A 24,114-nucleotide genomic window follows, 5' to 3' on the forward strand; every position below is an offset into this window, starting at 1 on the left:
CCGGAACGGAAAATGGGAAGCGGGGGCGGGTAAACGCCCAGCGTCGAATATCCCGAGCCCTTACCTTCACCGAGCTTCTGCTGGCGCGCTTTCCAGCGTTGCGGCCGAACGGGGTCGCAGGCGGTGGCCGGCATTGAACAGGAAGATCAGCAATGCAGAGCGGTTGATGACGTTCAGACCGATAATTGCGGCGATGACGGCGAGGCAGGGCAGTGTGAAAAAGGTAATCGGGAAGAGATCCGAGCCGTAGTTTCCGAACGCGCGTCGGAAGATGATGCCGCCGAAATTGAACAGGATCGCGTGACTGCAAAACAAGAAGAACGCATATGGCTCGAACCGCATGAACTGTTCGGACAGCGCGGATCGCCGGATGAGTTCGGTCAGCTTCCAGAAACCCGCCGCCATCGTCACGCGCAGCAGCGTGTCGAGAGTAAGCTGCAGTGTATCATTCATCTCGGACAGCAAGATGCGCTCGATGCGGATGGTGAGGAAAACCGCCGCCATGGCAATGAGGCCGATGGCGAGGAAATTCGCGATGCGGTCGATCCCCTCCTCGCTGGCGCTGGCGATGCGCAGCCACATGCCGAGCCCGAAGAACAGCATCAGCTGCGGCCTTTGCAGGATGTAGAGGTCCTCGCCGACCAGCATGAAGGCGACCAGCAGCAGGATGGTCGCGACCGGGAAGCGGCACAGCCCCTGATAGAGGATCGGCGCGAACAGGCAACAGACGAACAGGTCCCGCAGGAACCACAGCGGAACGACAAGCGGCCAGCCGGTCAGAGCGAGGAGCGCATTGGCTACGCCGATCGCGCTGAATTCAGGCATATCCCGCCAATTGCCGGACATGACGCCATAGGCGGCAAGAAGCGCCAGCATAAGCAGGTTCCAGGCGACCAGGGGCACGACGAGCGTCCTAAACTTGGAGACGTCCAACCGCCATGCCCCGGCCTTGAGCAGGCTCGAAACGATGAAATAGCCCGAGACGATGCTGAGCAGTGAAACGGAACTCAGCCCCATCATCCGCGTCAGGATGAAGTAGACAATGTCGAAGAAACCGGCGTCGCGGTCATAAACGTTTTCGGCGATGCCCGCCTGGACGTGCACGAAGGTCATGAAGAAAATGCAGAGGGTGCGCGCGATTTTTATGCGGTCCGACATCATCTTCCCGATTGGCGCGACGGCGTCGCGCGCGGGAGAGGCGGGTTTAACAATCATGGGCATCTCCTCAAACCGGTGGTCGACGGACCGCGTCCGGCGCCGTTACGAGGGCCGACGGCAAGCATCCCCGAAAGCGGACAATGCGGATGGTCCAAATGCGCGAACTGTGGCATTCACACCGTTCGCCGGTTCACGAAATGTGGCGCGCCCGCCGGGAAGGCTGGCGACCGTGGGCAGCAACGATAAGGGCCTTCGATGAGAAAGCTGGCAGGGCTTCTGGGCCTGCACACAAATGCGGACAGGGAGCGCAGACCGCGACTGAGGCTGGATACCGCCGGCATCGCAATCTATGCGGTGGGCGACGTCCATGGCTGTCTCGACCAACTGCTTTCGCTCGAGCGCGCGATCACCGCGGACGGCAAGAATTTGCCGAGCCGCAAGATCATCATCATGCTTGGCGATTATGTCGACCGGGGTCCCGCCTCGTCGCAGGTCATCGACCACCTGCTCGCGTCGCCGCCCGCCGGCTTCGAGCGCATCTGCCTCGCCGGAAACCACGAAGTCGTGATGCTCGATTACATCGACGGGCGGCTGGGGCTGGCGGATTGGATGAGCATGGGCGCGGCAGCCACGCTGCTTTCCTATGGCATCGATCTCGATCGTCTCGTTCAGGTCTACCGATCGAGCCGGCAGATCGACGAGGTGATCAGGAAGACGATTCCGGCCGCCCATATCGCGTTCCTGCGATCGTTGCCGATCCTCGTCGAGGCCAAGCGCTTTATCTTCGTGCATGCCGGTATCCGGCCCGAGTTCGATATCGAGCGGCAGTCGGACTATGACCTCGCCTTCATCCGCTGGGAGTTTTTCGAACGGGCCCATCTGCTCAAGAAGTATGTGGTGCATGGCCACACGCCGGTTGCCGAGGCGAAGCGGGACGGCATGCGCGTCAACATAGACACCGGGGCGGTCTTCGGCGGCAAACTGACGGCGCTCCGCATCTGGCAGGACAGGGGACTTTACCTGACCAGCTGACCGGCCGGGCATTCGTCAGGCCTTTCCGTTCATGCCGACCTGCTCGACATAGTAGGAGGAGTAGCGGTCGAGATACTGCTCCGAGCCGCCAAACGACCCGTAGCGCGCCAGCCTCTTCATGTCCGTCTTGTTGAGGATGATGCCGAGCGTTTTGGCCGCGACCTGCGGTTCTGCCTGCAGCGTGGCGCGAACCAGGGCGCGCGGCGTTGCGCCCCATTCGGCCACCATCACGAAGCCGTCCACCAGCGGAGCGAATGCCTTGGCGTCCACGACCGGTCCGAGCGGCGGCAGGTCGACGATGATGTAGTCGTACGCCGTGCGCGCGTCTTCGATAAGGTCACGCATGCCGGGCCCCGAAAGCAGTTCGCTGGTGTGCGACAGGCGTCCGCGCACAACGGCGGGGATGATGGCGAGCCTGGTCGAGCGGTCCACCATCACGGTGCTTCGCCAGGGCTGGTCGCCGACGATCGCCTCGACCAGCCCCTTATCGGGGGCCAGCGACAGGCCGCGGCTCAGCCCGGGATTCCGGAGGTCGCCGTCGATCAGCAGCGTCCTTGCGCCATGGGAAGCGAGCAGGCCGGCGAAATTCGCTGCAACCGTCGTCTTGCCCTCATGCGGCAGTACCGAGACGAACCCGATCACCTTGCACGGCTTGCCCTGCAGAACGACGTCGCTGGCGATCTTGGCGTTGCGGAGCGTTTCGGCGAACGAGGAGGCCGGCGCGTTGATGGCGACCCGCAATATGCGTGGAGTGACGGAGCCGGATTGTTCCCGCGGCTGCTGTTTTGCGCCGGCGTCGTTCGACTTGCCCGCCGCCGTAAGTCGGGCGCCGACGACCGGAAGGTAGCCGAGGAAGTTGATGTTGAGTGCGGAGCGGACGTCGTCGCCGGTTCGGAAAAACCGCTCGCGAAACTCCTGGAAGGCTCCGACAGCGGCGCCACCGAAGAGCCCCAGCACAAGCGAAAGGCCCAGCACCATGCTTTTGCGTGGGCTCGACGCCGCCACGGGATCGTTGGCCTCCGAGATCACGCGCGCCTCGGCAATGGGAAACGAGCGCTGCTGCGAAGCCTCCTCATGGCGCGCCAGGAAGGCCTGGTAGAGCGTCGAAAGAGCGGCGGACTTCTGCTCCAGTTCGCGCAGTTGCACCAGCGACTGACTGGTTTCCGAACTCAGGCCGGCCATCTGGCCGACATTGTCGCGCAACGAGGTTTCGCGCGCCTTGGCCACCTCGTATTCGTTGCGATAGCTCTCGGTGATCCGATTCAGTTCCTGGAAGATCCGCCCTTCCAGGTCTGCCTGCTCGCGCCGCAGCGCGACCGCCTGGGCATGGTCTTCGCCGAAGCGCGCGGATATCTCCTGCTCGCGTTTGGTGACGTTTAGATAACGCGCCTTGAGGTCGGTGATGACAGCGCTGTTGCCCTTGTCGGAGGGGATCGTCGCATTCCTGACGGCGTTTTCAGGACCGCTGTCGATGATCGACTTGAATTGACTGTAACGCCCGAGTGCATTGGCCGTATCGGCTTGTGCAAGGATAAGCTGGCTGTTCAGATCGGAGAGCTGCTGCTCGGAAATCAGCTCGCCGCGCGCCGAGGTCAGCCCGTTTTCCGCGCGGAACTTTTCAACCTCCAAGGCCGCGGCCTGCGAACTGTCGCGCAATTCGTCGAGCCTTCCCTGAAGCCAGATCGTAGCGCGCTGGGTGGCGTCGAAATTGGCGTCGAGCTGGTCGGAAAGATAGGCCTCCGCATAGGCGCGCGTGATCGCGCCGGCAAGCTTGCGATCATGGGAGCGGAACGCAACGTCGATGACATAGCTGCGCCCGGCCCGCTCGGCTGCGAGCCCGTTTTGCAGAAGCGCCACTGCCTTGCCGATCTTGGCGTTCTCGACCGAAGTGGCGGAAGGCGGCGGATCGAAGGAAAACAGCCCGGTAATGCTCTTTACCTGGCCCTTCGCCCATGTGATCGGCGACCGGGGCGGGTTCAGGAAGGCCTCGTTCTCATGCAGTTTCTCGGCTAGCACGACGGTGCGGGCAAGACGGGCCGACTTCAGAATCTCGACCTCGGTGGAAACCATCGAATCGGCCTGCATACGAACAGGGCCCGTATCCTTCTCCTCCGCGAATTTGGTCAAGCTGTCGTCGAGCAGGATGCGCGTCGCGGCGGTGTATTCCGCCGGCGTGAAGAAAAGATAGAGAACGCCGAGCACAAGGCCGATCGCCGCGCAAAGCACTACGACCCTCGCCTGCCGGATCGCAATCGTGGCCAGCCGCTCCAGGTCGATGAATCGGTCCGCATCCTCCGATGCCATCGACAGTCTGCTCGTCGGCGGAAAGCTTCTCTGATGCATGTTCCTCGCAGGCGTCGCGCGCCACTTTTTCGGTTTCTAGCTGCCGTTCTGGCCGCAAACGCGGCATCAAACATGTTCATCGGGCGAGATGCGGTTCAGGGCCATGCAGCCAGTTCTGGTCTGATCGCGCAGACACAGCCGGACGCCCGGTCCGGCTGTGTCGATCGCTTGCCTGGTCAGGCCGCTTCGGCGGGGCGTTCCTCGGCGGCGATCATTTCGGCTATCGGTCCGAAGACGAGGTCGCGTATGTCGGCGCGGCCGAGCGCGAAGGCCACATTCGCCTGGATGAAGCCTTCCTTCGAGCCGCAGTCGAACATGCGCCCGTCGAACGGATGAGCATGGAAAGGCTGGCTGCCGGCGAGCCGCTTCATGGCGTCGGTGAGCTGGATCTCGTTCCCAGCGCCTCGCTCTTGCGTGCCGAGAAGTTCGAACACTTCGGGCTGTAGAATGTAGCGGCCGTTGATGTAATAGTTGGAGGGGGCAACCGCCGGAGCCGGCTTCTCGACCATCTCGGTCACGGCAAACCCCGTGCCGACGTCCTGGCCCTTGCCGACTATGCCATATTTGTTGGTCTCGGTCGGGTCGCATTGCTCGACGGCGATGACATTGCCGCCGGTCTGCCCGTAAAGCTCCATCGCACCGGCAAGACACCCTCTTTTTCCGAACGATACCATGTCGGGCAGAAGCAGGGCGAAGGGCTCGTCGCCTACGAGATCGCGGGCACACCAGACCGCGTGGCCGAGGCCGTGCGGCGCCTGCTGCCGGGTGAAGCTCACGGCCCCGGCCGGCAGCTGCATCTTCTGCAGCGAAGCGAGCTGTTCGCGTTTTCCCGACTGGGTCAGCGTGTCGAGCAGTTCCGGCTGGATGTCGAAATAATCCTCGATCACGTGCTTGTTGCGCCCGGTGACGAAGACGATGTGCTCGATGCCGGCTTCCAGCGCCTCGTCGACGGCATACTGCACGACGGGACGATCGACCACGGTCAGCATTTCCTTCGGCATGGCCTTTGTGGCCGGAAGGAACCGCGTTCCGAGACCGGCTACCGGTATCACTGCTTTTCTGACTCTTTTCATCTCAGCATCCCTGTGGATCTTGTGCCGCCCCGCCCAATTCCGTGTTCGTCTATCCGGTCTGATCGAGCGCCTTTCCGAAGTGGAAAGGCATGCCCAGCCGCCGCAGCCTGGCTGCTATCGGCATTCTCAGATGCCTGACCGCCATCGGGTCGCGCAGGGCGGCTCTCATCGCCTTCAACGGCGCGCGCTGCTTCAGGTGCTGAACGAGCGTGAGAAAGGATGCAGCCTGCTCAAGGCTGCGGGTGCGCCTCGCCTGCACGGCTTGCGCCGTGGCGTCCAGCGGATGCTCCCGCAGGAATGCTGCGTCGGCCGCCAGCATCGCTTCGACATGGTGCAGTTCCAGCACGCGCGAGATCGATCCCGAGCGGATATGATAAGCGTAGCCCGGCCGGGGATCGACGACGCAGCGGCCGCCACTCGCGAGAGCCGAGGCAAGGAAAATATAGTCCTCGCCGATGCGCAACTGCTCGTCATACCGCAGCGCCTTCTTTTCGATAAAGCGCCGTTCGAAGATCGGCTTCATGTACCCGAACGAGAAAGTCTCCTCGAACAGCAGGTTCGCCGCGATGAAATCGGCAACACCGAGTTCGGGAAATCTTTCGAGCAGCATTGGCGCAAACATGGTCGCTTTCGCGCCGCTCGCCTCCTGCACCACATCGAGATTGTCGACCGCGATCTGGGCATCGAACCTTTCGGCGTGTCGGACCATGCGGCCAAGCCGGTCCGGGTACACCGCGTCATCGGAATCGAGCACCGCGATCCAGCGGCCGCGAGCGACGCCGATCCCGGCGTTGCGCGCGCCGCCGGGGCCTCGGTTCTTTTCGAGCTCGACAACCCGCACCTGTTCAGCCGGAAAGGAGCGGGCGATCTCGACAGTGCGGTCGCTCGAACAATCGTCGACGACCACTACCTCAACGGTCACATCCTGCTGCGCGAGCGCGCTTTCGATGGCGCGCGCGATCGACCGCTCCGCGTTGAATGCCGCAATCACGAAGCTCACGTCAGGCTGCATCGGTGCGCCCTCCTGCCGGCTCGCCGTATTGACGGATTTCGCGGACGCCGAGCAACCCGCTGACCACGCCTGAATGCATGACGCCGCGCAGAATGGAGCGGTTGCGCCTTTCCGGCAGGGCCGCAAAGGCCGCGGCCGCGGCGAAGCAGTAGGCAGCTTTCGCCGCGGCTAGCCCGATTTGCGGCACGGCCGCGAGCCCTTGCCGCTTTTCGCCGACGAGCCGCCCATGGGTCTGACCGACCCTGAACCGGCGCTTGGTCAGCCAGGTGAATTGCGTGCGATTGCGCGGAACCGGCTCATAGACCGTCGCCCGCGGTGCAAAGGCGATCGTGCCGCCCGCCTGGTGCAACTGGGTGAAGTATTCGGTGTCCTCGCCTCCCGTTCGGCCAAGCGCGAGGTTGAAGCGGCGTCCCGCGACATGCGGTGACGCGCAGCGCAGCAGGGCATTGCAGGTGTAGCCTGTGCGGATCTCGCCCTTGACCCAGACCGGGGCGGTCGAATGGAAATCGCCGCGCCTCATCCAGCCCGGCGCATCGTCGGCATAGACGGCGCTCACCGGCCCGAGCACGGCGTCTGCGCCGGTCGCCTCAGCCGCTGCGAGCAATTCCGTCAGCCATTCCCGCGACGCCGTCTCGTCGTCGTCGATGAAAGCAAGAAAATCACCGGTGCTGCTCTCCAGGCAGGCGTTGCGGGCGATGGAGATATTGGACGCCGGGCAGTGCACATAAACGACGTCGAACGGAATCTGCGCCGCCAGGGCATAGACTCTTTCCCGCGCGCTCGGCTCGACATCGTTGTCGGCGACGATGACCCGTATCGCGGTGTTCGCAGGCACGTTCAGCGCGCCTATCGAGAGGAGCGTGTCGTCGAGCTCGCGCCTGCGATAGGTGCAGACGCAGATATCGATCCGCAAAGCCTTATTCGAAGCGTGTTGCGTCATGCCGCCCGGGCCTCGCGGTTCCGGAAGTCGAGGACATGGAGCCAGAATCCGGCCGACCAGGCGAGATGCATGACCATCGCGGAGAAGCCGACGAGCGGACCGTACGGATTGCGCTGGCTGACGGCCATCCACACGCCGTAGCCGAGGCACGCCGCCGCCCACAGGCCGGCCGGTATCAACGCGGCGAGGTTCAGGAACGCCAGCGACATGCCGGCCACGACGGGAAAGACCATCAGCGGAATCATCTGCCGGATCTTCGGCATCGCCCGGTGCTTCAGAATGTTCCTGGCGCGGCCCCTGCCATAGCCGAGATACTGCCGGAACAGGGCCGGCACTGAAGCGCGCGGATAATAGACCATGAATGTCTTGTCGGTCATCCAGATGCGGTGGCCGGCCGCCCGCAGCCGGTAGTCGAGCTCGGCATCCTCATTATGGCTGAAGCTTTCGTCGTAACCGCCGACGGATCGAAAAGCCGAGACACGCATGAGGGCGTGGTGGCCATGGTCGGTCCAATGGCCCTTGGCGCCGTGCCGGTGTGGCGAGCCGCCATTCCCGAGCCTCGAATTCTGGGCCATGGCCGTCGCCTTCTGAAAAGCGCCGAAGCCCTTTGTCGCCATCGAAACGACGACGGAAGCAGCCTGCGTCGCTTCGGCATCCTCGATCAGGCGGTCGCAATAATCGCCGGGATAGTCGCCATGCGCGTCGATCCGGATGAAGCTCTCGAACTGGTCGCCGAATTTCTCGATGGCGAGATTGACCGCCGCGCTCTGGATTTTTTTGGCGTTGTGCAGCAGCGACACCCGAGCATTCGCCGCCGCGATCGTCTGCACGATCTCCTGCGTTCCATCCGTGCTGCCGCCATCGACAACGACGATGTTCATGTCGAGGCGATCCGCCGACGGGCTCAGCCGGTCGATGAGGGCCCCGATATGCGCCGCTTCATTCAGGCAGGGAATCACCACCATGCACGGCAATGCAGGCATGGCGTTCGTCCTCTCTGTACCCATCTCGCACGTCGACATCACGCGACCTGCAACACTGGATCGAATGCAGTGGAACCGGCCAGCGCCTTCAGCCTGTCGACCAGCGCCCGGCAATCGCGGAGATCGCAAGCCCATGTCCCGCGATCCTCGGCCAGGATCTTCTGGCGGGCGGCCGCATAGCTGCCGGCATCCATGCCGGCGAGACGCTCGGCCAACTCCGGAACCGAAGCGTAGTCGAGCAGCACGCCCATGTGGCGATCGGCTAGGAACCGCCCCGTTTCGGTCTGACGCATGGCGATCGGAACCGCGCCATAGAGGCAGCCTTCGTAAAGCCGGTTGGGCAGCAGCCAGGATGAATTCAGCCCTTCCTCGAAGAAATCGATGGCCCAGGAAAAATGCACTCGACCATAGATTCGGGCGAGGTCTTCCGGGTTGCGATAGACGCCTTCGAAGCGGATATGCGGCTCGGCGTCGACAAAGGCGTCGAAATCGGGAAATTCGGAATAGGCCGGGCGGCCGCGCAGGACGACCTCGTACCGACCTCCCATTCGCCGTGTGAAGTCGGCAAGCAAATTCAGCGATTTACGGCAGCGCAACGCGCCGAACCAGCCGATCGTCCGTGGCTCGCCCGAACCGGCAATTTCGGGGCTCTTCACGTCGACAGGCCGGTCCGCAAGTTCCAGCACCTTATTGTGCAGCAGCATGACGGGTGCGTCGATCTGGCCGAGACGCTGAAAATAATCGTGGACAAATGCGGGCGAACTCGTCACCAGGAGCGCGGCATCCCTGCCAAGCGCCCGTTCGGCGCTGCGCATCGCTTTCGAGATATTGTTCTGTCCGAGCAATAGGCGGTGGATGTCGAGGCATTCATAAACGACAGGAATATCGGCTGAGAGCAGCGTCTTGGCCCGCTTCGCCAGCGCCAGCATTTCAAGATTGCGGCCAATGATAATGTCCGGCTTCGGAATGCCTTTCAGCTTGGCCCGCAGCGACAACGCAGCCTTGGCGATCGCGACAAGCCGCTGCGCAAATTTGCCGTCTTTGGTTGGCCCCAGATCGATCGGCGAAAGCCCGTCAACAGCGGCGGTCTCCGGGTGCACGGTCCGGCGGAAGCCGGCCAGCGTTACCTTGGCGCCTCCCGCCTGAAGCATGATCACCCGACGGCGCACGGCCGGATCGGAGAGATCGTGCACGAGATAAAGAACGTGCAGCATGGACATCACCCGCATGCCGCCCGTCAATCCAGCTTGCAAGCAATGGATTCGGGAAACTGGCAGGCCTCGCCGGCCGCGGTGAACGCGACTCGATCGATTTCCGCTGCAACCGGAGCCCCGGGATCGGCAAACGTACCCATCCACGATTTCAGCGTGTCGCTGCCCCACAGGCTGATGTAGATTTTGGAGGCATGGCTCGGCAGTTTGGCCGGGTCGGTCGCTTCGCCGACGAGTTCGCCGTTCACATACCAGGTGATGCGGTCCTTCTCCCAGACGAAGGCATAATCGTTGAAGCCCTGGTCGGCGCCCCTTGGGACATCCACGAGCTTTTCCTCGCCGACGTTCTTGCCGTCGACATACTGGTTGATCTGCACCTTCGAGGGGTTCTTGCCGAGAACTTCGAAATCGATCTCGTCATGCGGCTGCTTGTGGACGGGCCCGATATAGGTGAAGAAGCCGGTGTTCAGGCCTGATCCGGCAGCGGCTTTCATACGGATTTCATAGGTGCCGTAGCCGAAGCGCTTGTTGGTCTGGACTTCCCCGCAGACATAGTCGCGATCTTTCAGCGGCTGTTTGGCGAAGCCGAGCCGAAGCGTGCCGTCGGCTATCTTCACCTGGTCCTTCGACCACGTGCAATTCTGATGATCGCCATTCGACCAGCCATCGGAAACGTACCAGTGCTTCCTGTCCAGGCCGTCGAAATTCTCGACGAAGGATTTTCCCGGAGCGGGCTCTTGCGCCAGCGAAATGGTCGGATTGCATGCGGATGAGATAAGCAGAACTCCGACGCCGAAGATGAGGGAATTGAGATTGATTTTTGTCGTGTTGGTCGCGTTTAAAATCACGTGGCCTACCACCTGTATCTTGGCGGCGTCCTCCCAACGCCGCTGTCTACATCACAGCAAAATGCTGCACTGCACATAGACCGAGGGCAAGATCAGAATGTGACGCTCGCCTGCGATTCCCGGGTGGTCGGCGGTAACTTTTTGTGAGCGTCCGTTAAGCCCGGCTCGCGCGCGCTTCGGCGGCGGAAAGGCTCTCGCCAGCGTTCTCTTGGGAAAATGCCTCCACCTGGCCGTAGAGATCGGTAACGAAACCGATCTGCTTCTCCAGCGATTGGATACGTCCCCTGTAGCGGATCATCGTGTCGGTCATGTCGTCGATCTTCGATGACATTGCGGCCCCGACACGATCGTTTTCCAGCGCCTGTTGGGAAAAGGCGGCGTCGGCGGCCACCTTTTCATAGCGGTCGCGAAGTCCGTTTCGCTCGCGCTCCATTTCGGCGCGAAGGTCCTCGATCATCCGATTGAGCCTCTGCAATCGGCCCGCATCGGTTTCGCGGTCCCGATTCGGGTTTCGGGTTTGAAAGCGGAACAGGGCCATTTGATTCGATCCTTTGTAGTGTCTTGCCGATGAAATCTGTCGGTGATCTTGTGTGACGCGCTACCCGGCAATTGCGACCGCATCCACCCCCTTGCGGTAGACGATAGGAGCGAGAAGCGGCACGGTGACAAACTTCAGCCCGAATATGGTTGTCTTGGACGGGGCGCTCCAGCCGACATTATTCGTTACAGTTTTCAGGTAATTGCACGTGGCATGGACGAGCACCGTATTTTCATGGGTGAGTCTTGTCCTCATCCGGACCCCGAAATGGGCCGCCGATCGGAACGTCATCAATAGCCCGCGAGCCTCCTAAAATTTCATAAGGCGCAAAATGACGAAGTGTACAGTCATCATTCCCTACTATCAGCGAGAGCCCGGCATACTGAGCCGGGCATTGAGGTCGGTGTTCGCGCAGTCGCATCCGTATTTTGATGTAATCGTCGTCGACGACGCCTCGCCATCGCCTGTCGAGGCTGACCTGGAGGCGTATTCGCTGGCCGAACGGGCTAGGATAACCGTGATAAAACAACCGAATGCCGGTCCCGGCGGAGCGCGCAACATGGGCCTCGACCATGTGCCCGCGGACAGCGCCTATGCAGCTTTTCTCGATTCGGACGACGAATGGACGCCCGATCATCTGAAGAACGCGGTCGCCGGCCTGTCACTTTTTGATGCAGACTGTTACTGGGCCTCGATCACGGGCGGCGAAGAATTCCACTATCACTTCGGAGTGTCGGCGCTGGCCGAAGTAACCACGGTCAATCGGCTTTCCGGCGAGCCGCCACTGGTGGAAATCCCGAACCTCGCCGGCGTGATGCTGAAAAACTGGAGCTTTCTCCACCTCTCCTGCATGGTCATCGGCAAGGATCTGTTTCGTAAGGTCCGTTTCGAAGCGGCCTTGCGGCTGGCAGCCGAGGACGTCCTGTTCTTTTACGACTGCGTTCGCGGCGCGAAACGCGTCATACTCAGCGACGGCGTAGGCGCCACCCGCGGCGAGGGCATCAACATCTTTCACGGCCTCGACAGCGATTCGCCGCTCTTTCTCAAGCAGCAGTTCAACACCTGGGTCGCTCTCGACCGCCTTGAGAGCCGCTTTTCCCACGGGCCGGAAGACAAAGCCTCGATCGAGGCCTACAAGCAGACGGCGCGCCGCCAGGCACTGTGGGGGCAGATGCGGCTGGTTCGCCGGCGCAAGGTGCCTCAGTTCGGGCTTCTGGCCGAATGGGCCTGGCGCGATCCCAAAATCCTGCGCAGCGCGGTGGAACTCGCCGTCGCCAAGATCTCCCGATAACGAGGAAACCACATGCAGCCTTATTATTGGGAATCTGCCCACGGCAATTTTGGCGACGACCTTAATCTCTGGCTCTGGGATTTCCTTCTCCCCGGCTTTCGCGAGGTTCACTCCGAAATACTGCTCGTCGGCGTAGGCACCGTTCTCAACGAGGTGCTGCTGCCGAAAGGAACACGCAAACTCGTCGTCGGCAGCGGCTTCGGATACGGCAAGCTGCCGGATTTTTCAGACGCGTCCGAGTGGGATATCCGCTGCGTCCGCGGCCCGCTGACTGCAGGGAAGCTCGGCCTCGACGCCAGCCTCGGCATCGTCGATCCGGCGGTCATGGTCGCCGACATGCCGGAGTTCGCCAACCTGCCCAAGACCGAGGACGCGATCTTCATCCCGCACTGGGAATCGGCGATCGGCGGCATCTGGCCGAAGGTCTGCAAGGCTGCCGGTCTCGTCTATGTGAACCCCTGCGGCGAAGCGAAATCCGTGATTCGGGCAATCGCCCAATCGCGGTTGGTGGTCGCCGAATCCATGCATGCGGCCATACTTGCCGACGCCTTCCGCGTTCCCTGGGTAGCCGTCAGCACTTCGCGGAGCATCAACAGCTTCAAATGGCAGGATTGGGCGGCGACTGTCGACGTCACCTATAGCCCTCGCCACGTGCCGGTTTCCACACGGGCCGAGGCGATCGTCAAGGGCGCGCGCTTTTGGGGTGTGGAGTTCGGCAATAGGGATCCGCTGCCCGATGATCCCAACAAGCGTAGCTTCGACGAGAGCCTCGTCATGGCGCGCAGCGATCCTCGCCCGTCAGCGCTCCGCACGGCGGCAAAGCAGATGTTGGCGGCGCCGTCCACATTTGCGCTGCGCCAGGCGCGCAAGGCTGAGCCGCAGTTGAGCGCAGACGGCGCACTGGCCGGGCGCAAGGAGCGCTTTCGTGAGGTCCTTGCCGGAATACGCCGCGATTATTTTTGAGCGGGCGTCGCGGGCAGCAGATAGCGGAGCGTTGCGGGTTCCACTATGTCCGCTTTGCGGCGCGCCTTGAAGGCTGCGAGCTTGTCGGCCGCCACACCGCCGGCGATCGCCGGCATCGCGGAAGGGTTCGCCAGGGCATAGAGCCCCGCGCGCCAGATTCCCGCCTCGGCTTTGATGTCGAGGAAATGGCGCAGTTCATAGCGCCCGCGAACATGGCGTTCGTGCCTGCGGAGCGCGGCGGCGCCCTCCTTCGGCAGGCCGGGTGTGGCGAGGATTGCCCGATCGGCCTCGTACAACCGTTTCAGGTCGAGCGTTCTGTGCCTGCCGCTTAGCGAATCAGGCCGAATGACTGCGCCATAGCCACATCCATGAACGATCTTGTAGCGCGCGCCGTTCACCAGCGCCCGTGCATAGAGGTCGTAGTCCTCGCCGAGCCGCAATTCCTCTTTGTAGCGAAGTCCGTGGCTGTCGAGAAAGGATCGCCGCATGACGGGCTTGAGGAAACCGATCTCGCCGCGTGAGGCGCCGCGCCTGGAAATATTGCCCTCTATGAAGCCGTGAAGGTCGAGAAGAAGCGGCGCCGATTCGAATTCCGGCACGGCGGGTTCAGCCACGCTGCCCCTTCCATCGATGAAGACGATATTGTCGGCGACGAAGTCCCAGTCATCCTCTCCGATTAGCCTGTCGAAACGACCGGCCAGAAAGAAATCGTCGGCGTCCAGTATAGCGATCAGCGGGGCGGACGAATGGGCGATTGCATGGTTTCTGGCGAAAGCCGGGCCCCTGTTGGCCTCGAGCGAAAGAACCCGCAGGCGGCCGCTGCCGTCATCCGCCGCCCGCGCCGCTTCCGCCGTTCCGTCCGTCGATCCGTCGTCGATAACAACAACTTCGGCGACCCGACCCTCCCGCAGCCCCGATCGGATGGCGCGCGCGATTGTGCCGGACGCATTTTTGGCGGCAATGATGACGCATACGCTGGCGGGGGATGTCATTCACACCTCATCGATCCGTTTCCAGAACAAACGCGCAGCGCGCGGCTGCGCATGGCCGGGTCGGCGGGCTCCGCCTATCGGCTTGAATTGGAAAGTGGATTGTTCGCAACTGCGAAAGGCGATTTCATGACAGGCGAGAGATCGCCTACAGATGGCCTGAGCGCGGTACTCCGGGGATCTGCCTCACCTTGCCGGCGGGGTGGTCTTCTTTCGGCAAATTCTGCAAGGCTTCATCCTTTGCCGCGCTCTCTTCATGCTTGGCGTTGCCGGCAGATCGCCACACCAGGAACAGCACTGCGGCGAAATAACCGACCTGCAGCAAGACAGCGCAGATCAAGGTTTGAATAAACGTCGTCCACAGCGATTGCGTGATCACATAGGTAGTGATCGCAAACACCAGCAGCACTCCAATAAGGCCGCGTAGAAAGAGCACGAAGGACATTTTTATCCTGTCGCGCCGTTCACACGCAGTTCTGCGTTCATAATCATGCGCAAAATTCCTCCCGCCGAAGCGTCCTAGCCCTCGGCGATCAAAATCTCCGGGTTTTTCGAGGGCCAAGCGCCAATACCAAACCGCGCAAGGACATTTATATTGATCCGAAAGGGCATAGGCAACACAGCGCGTTTTCCTTCGCGGGGCTCCGCCGAGCCTCCATTGGTCACACCAATTCATATTGCAGCGCAACTATGGCTTAGCGGCCGCCTCTCTCTGAAGAAAATTCAGGAAATTCAACTGGAAGAATTATTCAGAAAATGTTCAGTTAATTTGGACAAATTCGAACTATGCCTGACAACAATTTTGGCTATGCAAACAAGCTTACGAATTTTTGCTATAGCAGTTGTCGCTGAAATAAATCTGTATTTTAAGAGACGAATATGCGAAACCTCTGATTATCGCCGCTTTGTGACCAACTGTCACAAAATATGATCTGCCGATAGTTCATCGTCCAAATTTCATCACAGACATGACACATCCCTCGGGCTATTGATTTTGTCATGTTGCGCTGCAGCATTTCGCATTGTCCCGACGCTTTTTCATCGTGGAGCAGCAAAATGAAATATCCTGCCAGTTTGGCCAATTTATCATACCGGCTCCGATCGGCTTCCGAGCATCAGCCGCCGATAGGTGGGACGATCAAACGCGGATTCGACATTTTCAGCGCCGCGACCGGAATTCTCCTGCTGAGCCCGCTGTTCCTTATGCTTGCGATGCTGGTCAAGTTTTCGGACGGCGGTCGCGTGTTCTACGGCCACAGCCGGATCGGCCGGAACGGCGATGTTTTTCAGTGCCTCAAATTCCGAACCATGGTGGAAAATGGCGACGAGGTTCTTGCTGCCCATTTCGCCAGGTATCCGCAAAGCCGCGAGGAATGGTTCGCCACCCGCAAGCTGCAGAATGATCCGCGCGTGACTCGCGTCGGTGCGGTGCTGCGCAAGCTCAGCCTCGACGAGTTGCCCCAGATGTTCAACATCCTGCGCGGCGATATGAGCATCGTCGGCCCCAGACCGGTGGTGAAGGACGAACTCGAACTCTACGGCCCGGCTGCGGACTACTATCTGAAATCGCGCCCGGGCCTGACCGGGCTTTGGCAGGTCAGCGGCCGCAATGATGTGTCCTATGGCACGCGCGTCGCCTTCGACCGGCATTATGTCGAGAACTGGTCGTTCATTTTCGACCTCAAGATCATCGTCAAAACGGTTCCGGCCGTCTTCTCGTCCCGCGGCAGCTACTGATTCTTGCTGCCAGAAAGGCTTGTCTTGATAGCCAAATTTGCAAAATCCAGCTTCGCATGGCTCCGCATCGGGCGTTCTCTCCTCACATGCGTGGTGGCGTTCGCCGTCATGCTGGCCGCGATCCCTGCGCAAAGCGGGGAATATCGGCTCGGTACGATGGACAAGCTCCGGATCCGGGTCGTGGAGTGGCAGACGGCGGAAGGCGCGGTTCGCGACTGGCCGACGATCAGCGGCGATTATACAGTCGGCCCCTCGGGCAATATCTCGTTGCCGTTTGTCGGCGAGATGCCCGCCACGGGCAAGACGACATCCGAGATCGCCGGAGCGATCAGCGAGGAGCTGCAGCAGAAATTCGGGCTGCTCGATCGTCCCGATACGTCGGTTGAACTTGCCGAGTTCCGCCCGGTCTTCATCTCCGGCGATGTGCAGACACCCGGCAAATATCCCTACGCTCCCGATCTGACCGTACTGAAGGCTGTCAGCCTAGCTGGCGGAATGCGCCGCGCGGCCGATGCCGGGCAGCGCATCGAGCGCGACTTCATCAACGCTCGGGGCAATTACGATGTCCTCGTCGCCGAGCGCAACGGTCTCCTGGCCAAACGCGCGCGGCTGATCGCCGAAGCCGCCGGACAAGAGGAGATCGAATTTCCCAAGGAACTGCAGGAAACCGACGACGGTAGAAAACTGATGGCGGATGAGACCGCTTTCAAGGCGGCGCGGGAGACGCGGCTGCGCGTGCAGCTCTCGGCGATCGAGGATCTTAAATCCTTGCTTCAGAACGAGGTGGCCTCGCTGGAAAAGAAAATCGCCAGCCAGAACCGGCAGATGGAGCTTTCCCGCAACGAACTGAAAGGCATTGGCAACCTTGCTGACAAGGGGCTGGTGGTGAACGCGCGCGTGCTTTCGATCGAGCGCGCGATCGCGGAACTGGAAGGGAAGGTTCTGGACATGGAAACGGCCGCCCTTCGGGCCAAGCAGGACATAAGCAAGGCCACCCAGAACGCGACGACCCTGCAGAACGATCGGGACGCCGAAATCGCGCAGGAACGCCAGCAGGCGGAAGCCGAAATCGAAAAGCTGAACCTGAAGATCGCCATGTACAGGGACCTGATGGCCGAAGCGATGGCCCAGGATCCTAAGGCCGCACTCAGCACGGGTGGCGACGCCCCGCCTGTGTTCAGTTTTTCCATTGTCCGGGAGGACGGCGAAAAAACGACGGAAATGCCGGCCGACGAGAATACTCCGGTCCTGCCCGGAGACGTCGTCAAGGTCGGCATCGCGCCAATTCCCGCCAATTAGCTGCGCAAGGCTTGCAATGGAACAGTCATGAAGATCGCCAAGGCAAGCCTTGTCGGCCCGGACCACAATTTCTGGTACGGCTTCGTCGCGATCGCCATCTCGGCCTTCATTCTTGCCTACTCGGCGCGCTTCGGCCAGGTCTCGGTGCTTGCCTATTACGCGCTGTGGCTGCCGCTGATCCTCGTCGATTATCGTCATTCGCTCGGGAATTATGCCAGATTCTACTGGATCATCGCCTTCGGCCTTTTCGCCTGCCTTTCGGTGTTCTGGTCTGCGGCGCCCGGCGTCACCGCACGTGCGGGCGTGCAATATTTCTCCCACATCGTCTGTGCGCTGATCGCGGCGCGAACCATGAATGCGAGAACCATGGCGCTCGGCATGCTCGCCGGCGTCTGCCTCGTCATCCTTTATTCACTTGCTTTCGGCGGCTATCACTATGACCCGTTGGACGGCGAATACAGCTTCGTGGGCGCATTCTCGTCCAAGAATCAGCTCGGCTTTTTCGCCTCGCTCGGCATTTATTTCGCTTTTGCCTGCATCTTCATCCTTGGCGAGCGCGGCCTTGCGAGGCTTCTGGCCTTTATTGGCGCTGGACTATCCGGCTACGCGCTGATCGCCTCGCAATCCGCGACATCGATCATCGCCACCGCGGCCACGCTGGGCGTCATGATAGGCCTCAGCCTCATTCTCATGTTTGCTCCGCGCACCAGGAAAGGCTTCCTGGCGGCCGGCATCGTGCTTGCGCTCGGGGTCGCGTTCGTCGGATTGAATTTCGGCGGCATGGACCTGCTTCTGGGCGCCTTCGGCAAGGATGCGACGCTGACGGGGCGAACATATCTATGGGCCGAAGGTCTCGACGCGGCCCGGCAATCTCCGATCGTCGGCGTGGGCTACTATGGCTATTGGGTCCAGGGTTTTGCCGAGGCCGAGCGCCTCTGGGAAGAGTTCTACATCGGTTCGCGCAGCGGCTTTCATTTCCACAACACCTACATAGAAGTGCTGGTCGAACTCGGCTTCATCGGGCTTCTGCTGGCCAGCCTGATCATCGTTCGGGTTTCCGTCGGCCATCTCGTTCGTCTTCTCAACAATCGCGATGATGCGGCCTCGCATGTGATGTTCGGCATCGCATTCATGCTCCTGGTGCGTTCCTTCTTCGAAGTCGACGTGATCCACCCATACGTGATCGGATCGTTCCTGCTCTATTATGCAGCCGGTCTGCTTGCGGCATCGAAATCGACGCACCGAGGCCCGGCGTTGTCTCCTGCGCAGCCGGATTTGCGGCTGCAGGTGCGTCACGCCCAATGAACAGGCTGTATGGCATCCAGTATCTGCGTGCCCTGGCGGCACTGGCGGTGGTCATATTCCACGCGGCGGAGCGCACCGGCGGGCATTTCGCGATCGGCGCCGCCGGAGTGGACGTGTTTTTCGTCATAAGCGGCTTCATCATGTGGGTCCTGTCGCAACGCAAACCCACGAGCCCCGCGCAATTTCTGCGCGACCGCCTGGAGCGCATAGCGCCGGTCTACTGGATTGCAACCGGGGTCATGGTTGCGGGCGCGCTTGCAGGCTTCTTTCCGAACATGAAGCTGACGCTTGGCCACGTGCTCGGCTCCCTGTTCTTCGTCCCGCATCATTCGCCGAGCAATGGCGAAATCTGGCCGGTTCTGGTCCAGGGCTGGACGCTGAATTACGAGATGTTCTTCTACGCGGTTTTCGCCGTCTGCCTGCTGCTACCGTCGAGAATAAGGCTGGTGGCCCTAGCCTCTGTTTTCGTCGGCCTGGCTGGATTCGGCTTGATCCGGAGCAGCGGCAACCCGGTTTTCGCGACCTACACCGACCCGATCGTTCTGGAGTTCCTGATCGGCGCGCTCATAGGCAAGTTGTGGCTGGAGGGCAGAATTCCGTCGCTGGCCACTGGCGCTGTCCTGATCGCAATCGCGCTTCTCGGTTTCGCCTTTGTGGGCGCCACCTATATCGGATTCGGCCCTCTGGCCTTCGGCCCGTTGGCGGCCGCGCTCGTGCTCGGCGTACTCGCGCTGGAAAAAGCCGGCGCGGTTCGTGATCTCCGGCCGATGCGCTACCTCGGCGACAGCTCCTACTCGATATACCTCTGGCACACGATGGCGATTTCGGTCGTCGCCAAGCTTGCCCCGTCGCTGTTGATACCGGCTGCGCCTGCGATGATCCTTGCCGTGGTGGCGGGCGTCACGGTCGGCGTCGGGGCTTACGAAATACTGGAGAAGCCCATCGGCGCGGCTTTCAAGGGCTTTCGCAGCTCCGACCAGACCAAATGGCCATTACCCAGATCCTCCGGCGCGAGGTCGGGAGGCGCATAGTCGAGCGGCCGGACGTTGCTCGGCAGGTCTCCGTCGAAGGGAATGAAGGCGCGGCGCGCCCGGCCGGGATCGACAACGGGGACCGCATCGAGCAGCCGTTTTGTATAGGGATGACACGGATTCTCGAACACCTGCGCGCGCGTTCCCGTTTCGACGAAACGCCCCATATACATGACCGCGACGCGATGACTGATCTGCTCGACAACCGCCATGTCGTGCGAGATGAACAGGTAGGAGATCGCCGTCTCGTTCTGGATGTCCTGGAGCAGATCGAGAACCTGGGCCTGTATGGACACGTCGAGCGCCGATACGCTCTCGTCCGCGACGATGATTTTCGGCGAGAGCGAAAGCGCGCGTGCGATCGCGATGCGCTGGCGCTGGCCGCCGGAGAATTCGTGCGGATATCGTTTCATCTGGTCGGCGGAAAGTCCGACCCGGCGAAACAGATATTCGATCCTATCCTTCAGTTCGGTTCCCGAGGCCAGGCGATGGATGATCAAGGGCTCGCCGACCAGATCGCCGACGCGCATGCGCGGATCGAGCGATGAATAAGGATCTTGGAAAACCATCTGGATGTCCCGCAGGGCGGGCTTCATGGCGGCGCGAGACAGTCCGGCGATCTGCCGGTTCGAGATGTTTATTCGACCGTTCCAGGGCACGAGATTGAGCAGGGCCTTGCCGGTCGTGGACTTGCCGCAACCGGATTCGCCCACCAGCGAAAGGGTCTCGCCGGGCATGATCCTGAAGGAAATGCCCTCCACTGCATGCACCCGCCTCACGGGCCGCTGCAGCACGCCGCCCTTTATGTCGAACCGGACGACGAGATCCTCTACCTCCACTACCGGAACGGTTCCATCGGAGACACGCGAGCCTTCGGCCAAGGTGGCCACGGCCCGTTTCGGGCGGGCCGTGCCCGTCATCTCGCCAAGCCTCGGTACTGCGTCGAGCAACGCTCTTGTATAGTATGCCTTGGGCGTCTCGAAGACTGAACGCAGCGATCCGCTTTCAACCTTGCGGCCGCGGTTCATCACCAGAACGCGGTCGGCCATTTCTGCCACCACGCCCATGTCATGCGTGATGAGGATGACGGACAGGCCGAAGTCGGCCTGCAGCTTGCGGATGAGAGCCAGGATCTGCGCTTGGACGGTGACGTCCAGCGCCGTGGTCGGCTCGTCCGCGATCAGGATTTCGGGATGCTGGGCCAGCGCCATCGCGATCACCACGCGTTGGCGCATGCCGCCCGAGAGTTCATGCGGATATTGGCGGAGCCGACGTTCGGCATCGGGAATCTGCACTTGATCGAGCAAGTGTTTCGCCTCGCGGCGAGCCTCGGCGGCGGGCATGGCGCGGTGCGCCTGGATGGATTCGATGATTTGCCGCCCAATCGAAAGCACGGGGTTGAGCGAGGTCATCGGCTCCTGGAAAACCATGCCGATGTGACGGCCGCGCACATGCCGCATCTCGTTCTCCGAGAGCGCCAGTATGTTGCGCCCGCCGAGGGTAGCAACGCCGGAGGCGATGCGGGCCATCGGCTGAGGCAGCAACTGCATCAGCGACAAGGCCGTCATCGACTTGCCCGAGCCGCTTTCCCCGGCGATGCAAAGCGTCTCGCCGCGGGCGAGATCGAAGGACAGTCCGTCGACCACGGTTTTCGCACCCTCCGGCGTCGCGACCTGGGTAACCAGGTCGCGGACGCTCAAAAGGGAAAGATTGGAGGGTTGGTTCATGTTGCCGCTGTTCAAAAGGACGGGCGGGAGGTAATGTCCCGCTCCGGCCGAGCTATTCGAAGATCACCCGCGGAAAATAGAACGACACCACCCAGTTGGGCATGTCGACGATTTCGCTGATCCGCAAATCGCCGCAGACGGAGCACAGCATGTAGGCATCGACGGCCGCCAGGCCGTGCTGTTTACCAAGCAGATCGATCATGTTCGATACGGCGGCCTTGGCTCCCGACATGAGATCCGGTCCGATCCCGGTCGTGACCTCGTAACCCTTCTCGTCGAGATGGCGCGTCACCGGCCCCGGCGTGGTGAAGCGCGGCATGGAAAGCTTCGCGTCTTTCACGAGATCGATCGTCAGCGCCACGTTCATCGCGCTTTCGATCGCGGTCCCGCATACTTCCCCGTCGCCTTGGGCGGCGTGGGTGTCGCCGATTGAAAACAGCGCGCCGGCTACCTCGACTGGCAGATAGAGCGTGGTGCCTGCGGCGAGATCGCGAATATCGAGATTGCCTCCGACCCGGCGCGGCGGCACCACCGAATGCAATCCGGGCTTGGCCGGCGCAACCCCGATCGTGCCGGCGAACGGTTTCAACGGCACGCGCCCGTTTCGACCGTACAGCGCCGGCGCCAGGGCCGCAGCGTCGTATTTCCACAAATTCAGCGCCGGTTCGGTGAACTGGTCGGCCAGCAGACCGAAGCCCGGAATGTTCGCCGTCCAGCCGAAGCCAGACGGTTCGAACTCGTGGATCGTGATCTTCAGGGCGTCGCCGGGCTCGGCCCCGTCGACGAAGACGGGACCGGTGACCGGATTGACCCTGGAAAAATCGAGGGCGGCGACATCGGCGACCGTACTGTCTGGCTTGAACTGGCCGCCGCCGCTGTCTAGGCACTCGAAGCGGATGGTCGAGCCCGGCGTCACGGTTTGCGCGGGCGGAATCGAATGATCCCACCCGAAATGATGGCTCCTGCCGTGAATGGTATAGTCGCAGTTACTGCACATCTTTTGCATAGACCTGATCGTAGTGGACGGGGATGTGGACGGGATCGACGAACAGTTCGTCCGCTCCCCCGATGCGCGCCGAACGCATCGAGAAGCGTTCCTCGTTGAAGATCGGAGCCCAGGGCGCGTCTTCCATGATCTTCAGGTAGATGTTGCGCCACATCTCCTCGCGTTCCGCCTTCTTCGCCGGATCGACGATCGCGTCGGCCGCGGCTGCTTGGCGGTCGAGGTCCTCATTGCAGTACCAGGACCAGTTCCAGCCGCCCTCCACCGCACCGCCGCAGCCAAGGATCGGACCATAGAAGTTTGAAGGATCCGGAAAATCGGCGATCCAGGCCATGCCGCCCGACCAGATCATCGGCGCGGCTTCAGGCTCACCGCCGGCGGCGATCACGTTGGCCTGCGCCAGCGACTTCACCGAAGCCTTTATGCCGATGGCGGCGAGATCCTGCTGGATTGCCTGCGCGATGCGGGGCTGTGGGTCGGTGTTCATGACGAACAGTTCGGTCTCGACCCCGTCAGCCAGGCCTGCCTCGGCCATTAGGGCTTTCGCCTTCTCGACGTCATAGGGATAACCCTCATAGTCCTTGGCATAGCCCGGCATCGTCGGCGGCAGCGGCTGGTTGGCGGGGACGGCACGGCCATTGATGATGCGTACGATGCGGTCCTTGTTGATCGCCATGTTTACGGCCTGGCGTACCTTCACATCGTCGAACGGCTTGATCTTCACGTTCATCGCGACATAGCCGGTGTGCAACTGGCCGCCCTGGATGACCAGATCCTTGAAGGCGGGATCTTCCGTCACTTCGATGAACTTCGCCGGTGGGATGCCGTCGCCAGGGATGTCGATCTCGCCCTTCTGCAGGCGAAGCAGCGCCACGATCGGCTCCTGGCCAACCTCGAAGGTGATCTGGTCGAGCTTTGGCAGGCCCTTGTTCCAATAATCGGCGAACCGCTCGAAGACGAGCTTCTGGCCGAGCGTCCATTCGGCGAGCTTGAAAGCGCCCGACCCTACCGGATGCTTGCCGAAGTCGGCGCCATGCTTCTCCACCTCCTCCTTGGGAACCACGTGAGCAAAGTTGAGCGCTGCGACGTGCAGGAAGGTGGCGTCGGGCCGCGATAGTTCGAACCTGATCGTATAGGGGTCGACGACGGTGATGCCGGAGAGGCCGTCCGCATTGCCGGCGCTCGCTTCCTCAAAACCCTTGATCGAGCCGAAGAAGCCGGCGCCGGGGCTCTGGGTCACGGGGTTCACGACGCGCTCGATCGAATATTTCACGTCTTCAGCGGTCAACTCGCGGCCATTGTGGAATTTGACGCCCTGCCGTAGCTTGAAGGTGAAGGTCTGGCCGTCCGGCGAGATCTCGTAGGATTCGGCGAGGTCTGGCTTCAGCGTCGTAGTGCCGGGCTCATAGTCCATCAGCCCGTCGAACAGCGACTTGATCATTGACCAGTTCTGCCAGTCATAACCGATCGCCGGATCAAGCGTTGAGACGTCGTCCTTGTAGGTCACCGTCATCGCGCCGCCCTGTTTGATCTCCTGGGAGAATGCGGACGCCGGTAAAGCGACCGCCAGCGCTGCCATGGCGGCGCTCGAAAGAAGCAGTTTTTTCATTGCATGTGTTCCTTTCTCTGGG

21 protein-coding genes and 1 pseudogene are annotated in these 24,114 nt (G+C 61.6%); 7 read left to right on the forward strand and 15 right to left on the reverse strand.

The window, feature by feature from the left end:
• Window positions 1-66 precede the first annotated feature (66 nt).
• Window positions 67-1,215 (reverse strand): acyltransferase family protein, encoded by a 1,149-nt coding sequence (locus ABVK50_RS25995; RefSeq protein ID WP_353643837.1) that lies wholly within the window; start codon window positions 1,213-1,215, stop codon window positions 67-69.
• Window positions 1,216-1,413: 198 nt separating this feature from the next.
• On the opposite strand from ABVK50_RS25995, the gene ABVK50_RS26000 reads away from it, so the two are divergent.
• Window positions 1,414-2,190, forward strand: a complete 777-nt coding sequence (locus ABVK50_RS26000; RefSeq protein ID WP_353643836.1) for a metallophosphoesterase — start codon at window positions 1,414-1,416, stop codon at window positions 2,188-2,190.
• Window positions 2,191-2,205: 15 nt separating this feature from the next.
• Here ABVK50_RS26000 and ABVK50_RS26005 read toward each other — a convergent pair whose 3' ends face one another.
• The 9 genes and pseudogenes from ABVK50_RS26005 to ABVK50_RS26045 form a co-directional block, all read right to left on the reverse strand.
• Window positions 2,206-4,494 carry a polysaccharide biosynthesis tyrosine autokinase gene (locus ABVK50_RS26005; protein ID WP_353643835.1) on the reverse strand — a complete coding sequence of 763 codons (2,289 nt, stop codon included), beginning with the start codon at window positions 4,492-4,494 and terminating at the stop codon, window positions 2,206-2,208.
• 215 nt (window positions 4,495-4,709) lie between these two features.
• Entirely contained in the window at window positions 4,710-5,606 is an 897-nt protein-coding gene (locus ABVK50_RS26010; protein WP_353643834.1) for a UTP--glucose-1-phosphate uridylyltransferase, read from the reverse strand.
• A gap of 49 nt (window positions 5,607-5,655) precedes the next feature.
• Entirely contained in the window at window positions 5,656-6,618 is a 963-nt protein-coding gene (locus ABVK50_RS26015) for a glycosyltransferase family 2 protein (RefSeq protein WP_353643833.1), read from the reverse strand.
• The gene (locus ABVK50_RS26020; protein WP_353643832.1) at window positions 6,608-7,558 is read right to left on the reverse strand and encodes a glycosyltransferase; all 951 of its coding nucleotides are present in this window, start codon (window positions 7,556-7,558) and stop codon (window positions 6,608-6,610) included. The genes ABVK50_RS26015 and ABVK50_RS26020 overlap by 11 nt, the downstream gene beginning before the upstream one ends.
• Window positions 7,555-8,541 (reverse strand): glycosyltransferase family 2 protein, encoded by a 987-nt coding sequence (locus ABVK50_RS26025; protein ID WP_353643831.1) that lies wholly within the window; start codon window positions 8,539-8,541, stop codon window positions 7,555-7,557. Before ABVK50_RS26025 ends, ABVK50_RS26020 begins: the two co-directional genes overlap by 4 nt.
• Before the next feature lie 38 nt (window positions 8,542-8,579).
• Entirely contained in the window at window positions 8,580-9,755 is a 1,176-nt protein-coding gene (locus ABVK50_RS26030) for a glycosyl transferase family 1 (RefSeq protein WP_353643830.1), read from the reverse strand.
• A 23-nt stretch (window positions 9,756-9,778) separates the two neighbouring features.
• The gene (locus tag ABVK50_RS26035; RefSeq protein ID WP_353645807.1) at window positions 9,779-10,528 is read right to left on the reverse strand and encodes a glycoside hydrolase family 16 protein; all 750 of its coding nucleotides are present in this window, start codon (window positions 10,526-10,528) and stop codon (window positions 9,779-9,781) included.
• 226 nt (window positions 10,529-10,754) lie between these two features.
• On the reverse strand, window positions 10,755-11,057 hold the full coding sequence (locus ABVK50_RS26040) for a hypothetical protein (protein WP_353643829.1): 303 nt from the start codon (window positions 11,055-11,057) through the stop codon (window positions 10,755-10,757).
• 147 nt (window positions 11,058-11,204) lie between these two features.
• A pseudogene (locus ABVK50_RS26045) lies at window positions 11,205-11,393 on the reverse strand (hypothetical protein); the annotation flags it as partial.
• Window positions 11,394-11,469: 76 nt separating this feature from the next.
• On the opposite strand from ABVK50_RS26045, the gene ABVK50_RS26050 reads away from it, so the two are divergent.
• Window positions 11,470-12,429, forward strand: a complete 960-nt coding sequence (locus ABVK50_RS26050; protein WP_353643828.1) for a glycosyltransferase family 2 protein — start codon at window positions 11,470-11,472, stop codon at window positions 12,427-12,429.
• Between the two features lie 12 nt (window positions 12,430-12,441).
• A complete protein-coding gene (locus ABVK50_RS26055) occupies window positions 12,442-13,392 on the forward strand; it encodes a polysaccharide pyruvyl transferase family protein (protein WP_353643827.1) in 951 nt (316 codons plus the stop codon).
• On the opposite strand, the gene ABVK50_RS26060 is transcribed toward ABVK50_RS26055, so the two are convergent.
• Window positions 13,383-14,384, reverse strand: a complete 1,002-nt coding sequence (locus ABVK50_RS26060) for a glycosyltransferase family 2 protein (RefSeq protein WP_353643826.1) — start codon at window positions 14,382-14,384, stop codon at window positions 13,383-13,385. The genes ABVK50_RS26055 and ABVK50_RS26060 overlap by 10 nt on opposite strands.
• 145 nt (window positions 14,385-14,529) lie before the next feature.
• Window positions 14,530-14,826, reverse strand: coding sequence for an exopolysaccharide production repressor protein (locus tag ABVK50_RS26065; RefSeq protein WP_353643825.1), 297 nt, complete (start codon window positions 14,824-14,826; stop codon window positions 14,530-14,532).
• 611 nt (window positions 14,827-15,437) lie between these two features.
• Here ABVK50_RS26065 and ABVK50_RS26070 point away from each other — a divergent pair.
• From ABVK50_RS26070 to ABVK50_RS26085, 4 genes are read left to right on the forward strand one after another with little or no spacing between them, the layout of a single operon-like run.
• On the forward strand, window positions 15,438-16,118 hold the full coding sequence (locus tag ABVK50_RS26070; protein ID WP_353643824.1) for a sugar transferase: 681 nt from the start codon (window positions 15,438-15,440) through the stop codon (window positions 16,116-16,118).
• A gap of 24 nt (window positions 16,119-16,142) precedes the next feature.
• Window positions 16,143-17,417 (forward strand): polysaccharide biosynthesis/export family protein, encoded by a 1,275-nt coding sequence (locus ABVK50_RS26075; protein WP_353643823.1) that lies wholly within the window; start codon window positions 16,143-16,145, stop codon window positions 17,415-17,417.
• Between the two features lie 27 nt (window positions 17,418-17,444).
• Window positions 17,445-18,722, forward strand: coding sequence for an O-antigen ligase (locus tag ABVK50_RS26080; RefSeq protein ID WP_353643822.1), 1,278 nt, complete (start codon window positions 17,445-17,447; stop codon window positions 18,720-18,722).
• A complete protein-coding gene (locus tag ABVK50_RS26085) occupies window positions 18,719-19,753 on the forward strand; it encodes an acyltransferase (RefSeq protein WP_353643821.1) in 1,035 nt (344 codons plus the stop codon). Before ABVK50_RS26080 ends, ABVK50_RS26085 begins: the two co-directional genes overlap by 4 nt.
• On the opposite strand, the gene ABVK50_RS26090 is transcribed toward ABVK50_RS26085, so the two are convergent.
• The 3 genes from ABVK50_RS26090 to ABVK50_RS26100 are packed head-to-tail and all read right to left on the reverse strand — an operon-like array spanning window position 19,642 to window position 24,092.
• Window positions 19,642-21,480 (reverse strand): ABC transporter ATP-binding protein, encoded by a 1,839-nt coding sequence (locus ABVK50_RS26090; RefSeq protein ID WP_353643820.1) that lies wholly within the window; start codon window positions 21,478-21,480, stop codon window positions 19,642-19,644. The two genes, ABVK50_RS26085 and ABVK50_RS26090, sit on opposite strands and share 112 nt — an antisense overlap.
• Window positions 21,481-21,532: 52 nt before the next feature.
• Window positions 21,533-22,477, reverse strand: coding sequence for an acetamidase/formamidase family protein (locus tag ABVK50_RS26095; RefSeq protein ID WP_353645806.1), 945 nt, complete (start codon window positions 22,475-22,477; stop codon window positions 21,533-21,535).
• Window positions 22,467-24,092: an ABC transporter substrate-binding protein gene (locus ABVK50_RS26100; RefSeq protein ID WP_353643819.1), complete on the reverse strand. Its 1,626-nt coding sequence runs from the start codon at window positions 24,090-24,092 to the stop codon at window positions 22,467-22,469. Before ABVK50_RS26100 ends, ABVK50_RS26095 begins: the two co-directional genes overlap by 11 nt.
• Window positions 24,093-24,114: the final 22 nt, after the last annotated feature.

Source organism: Mesorhizobium sp. WSM2240, from assembly GCF_040438645.1.
GTDB lineage: Bacteria > Pseudomonadota > Alphaproteobacteria > Rhizobiales > Rhizobiaceae > Allomesorhizobium.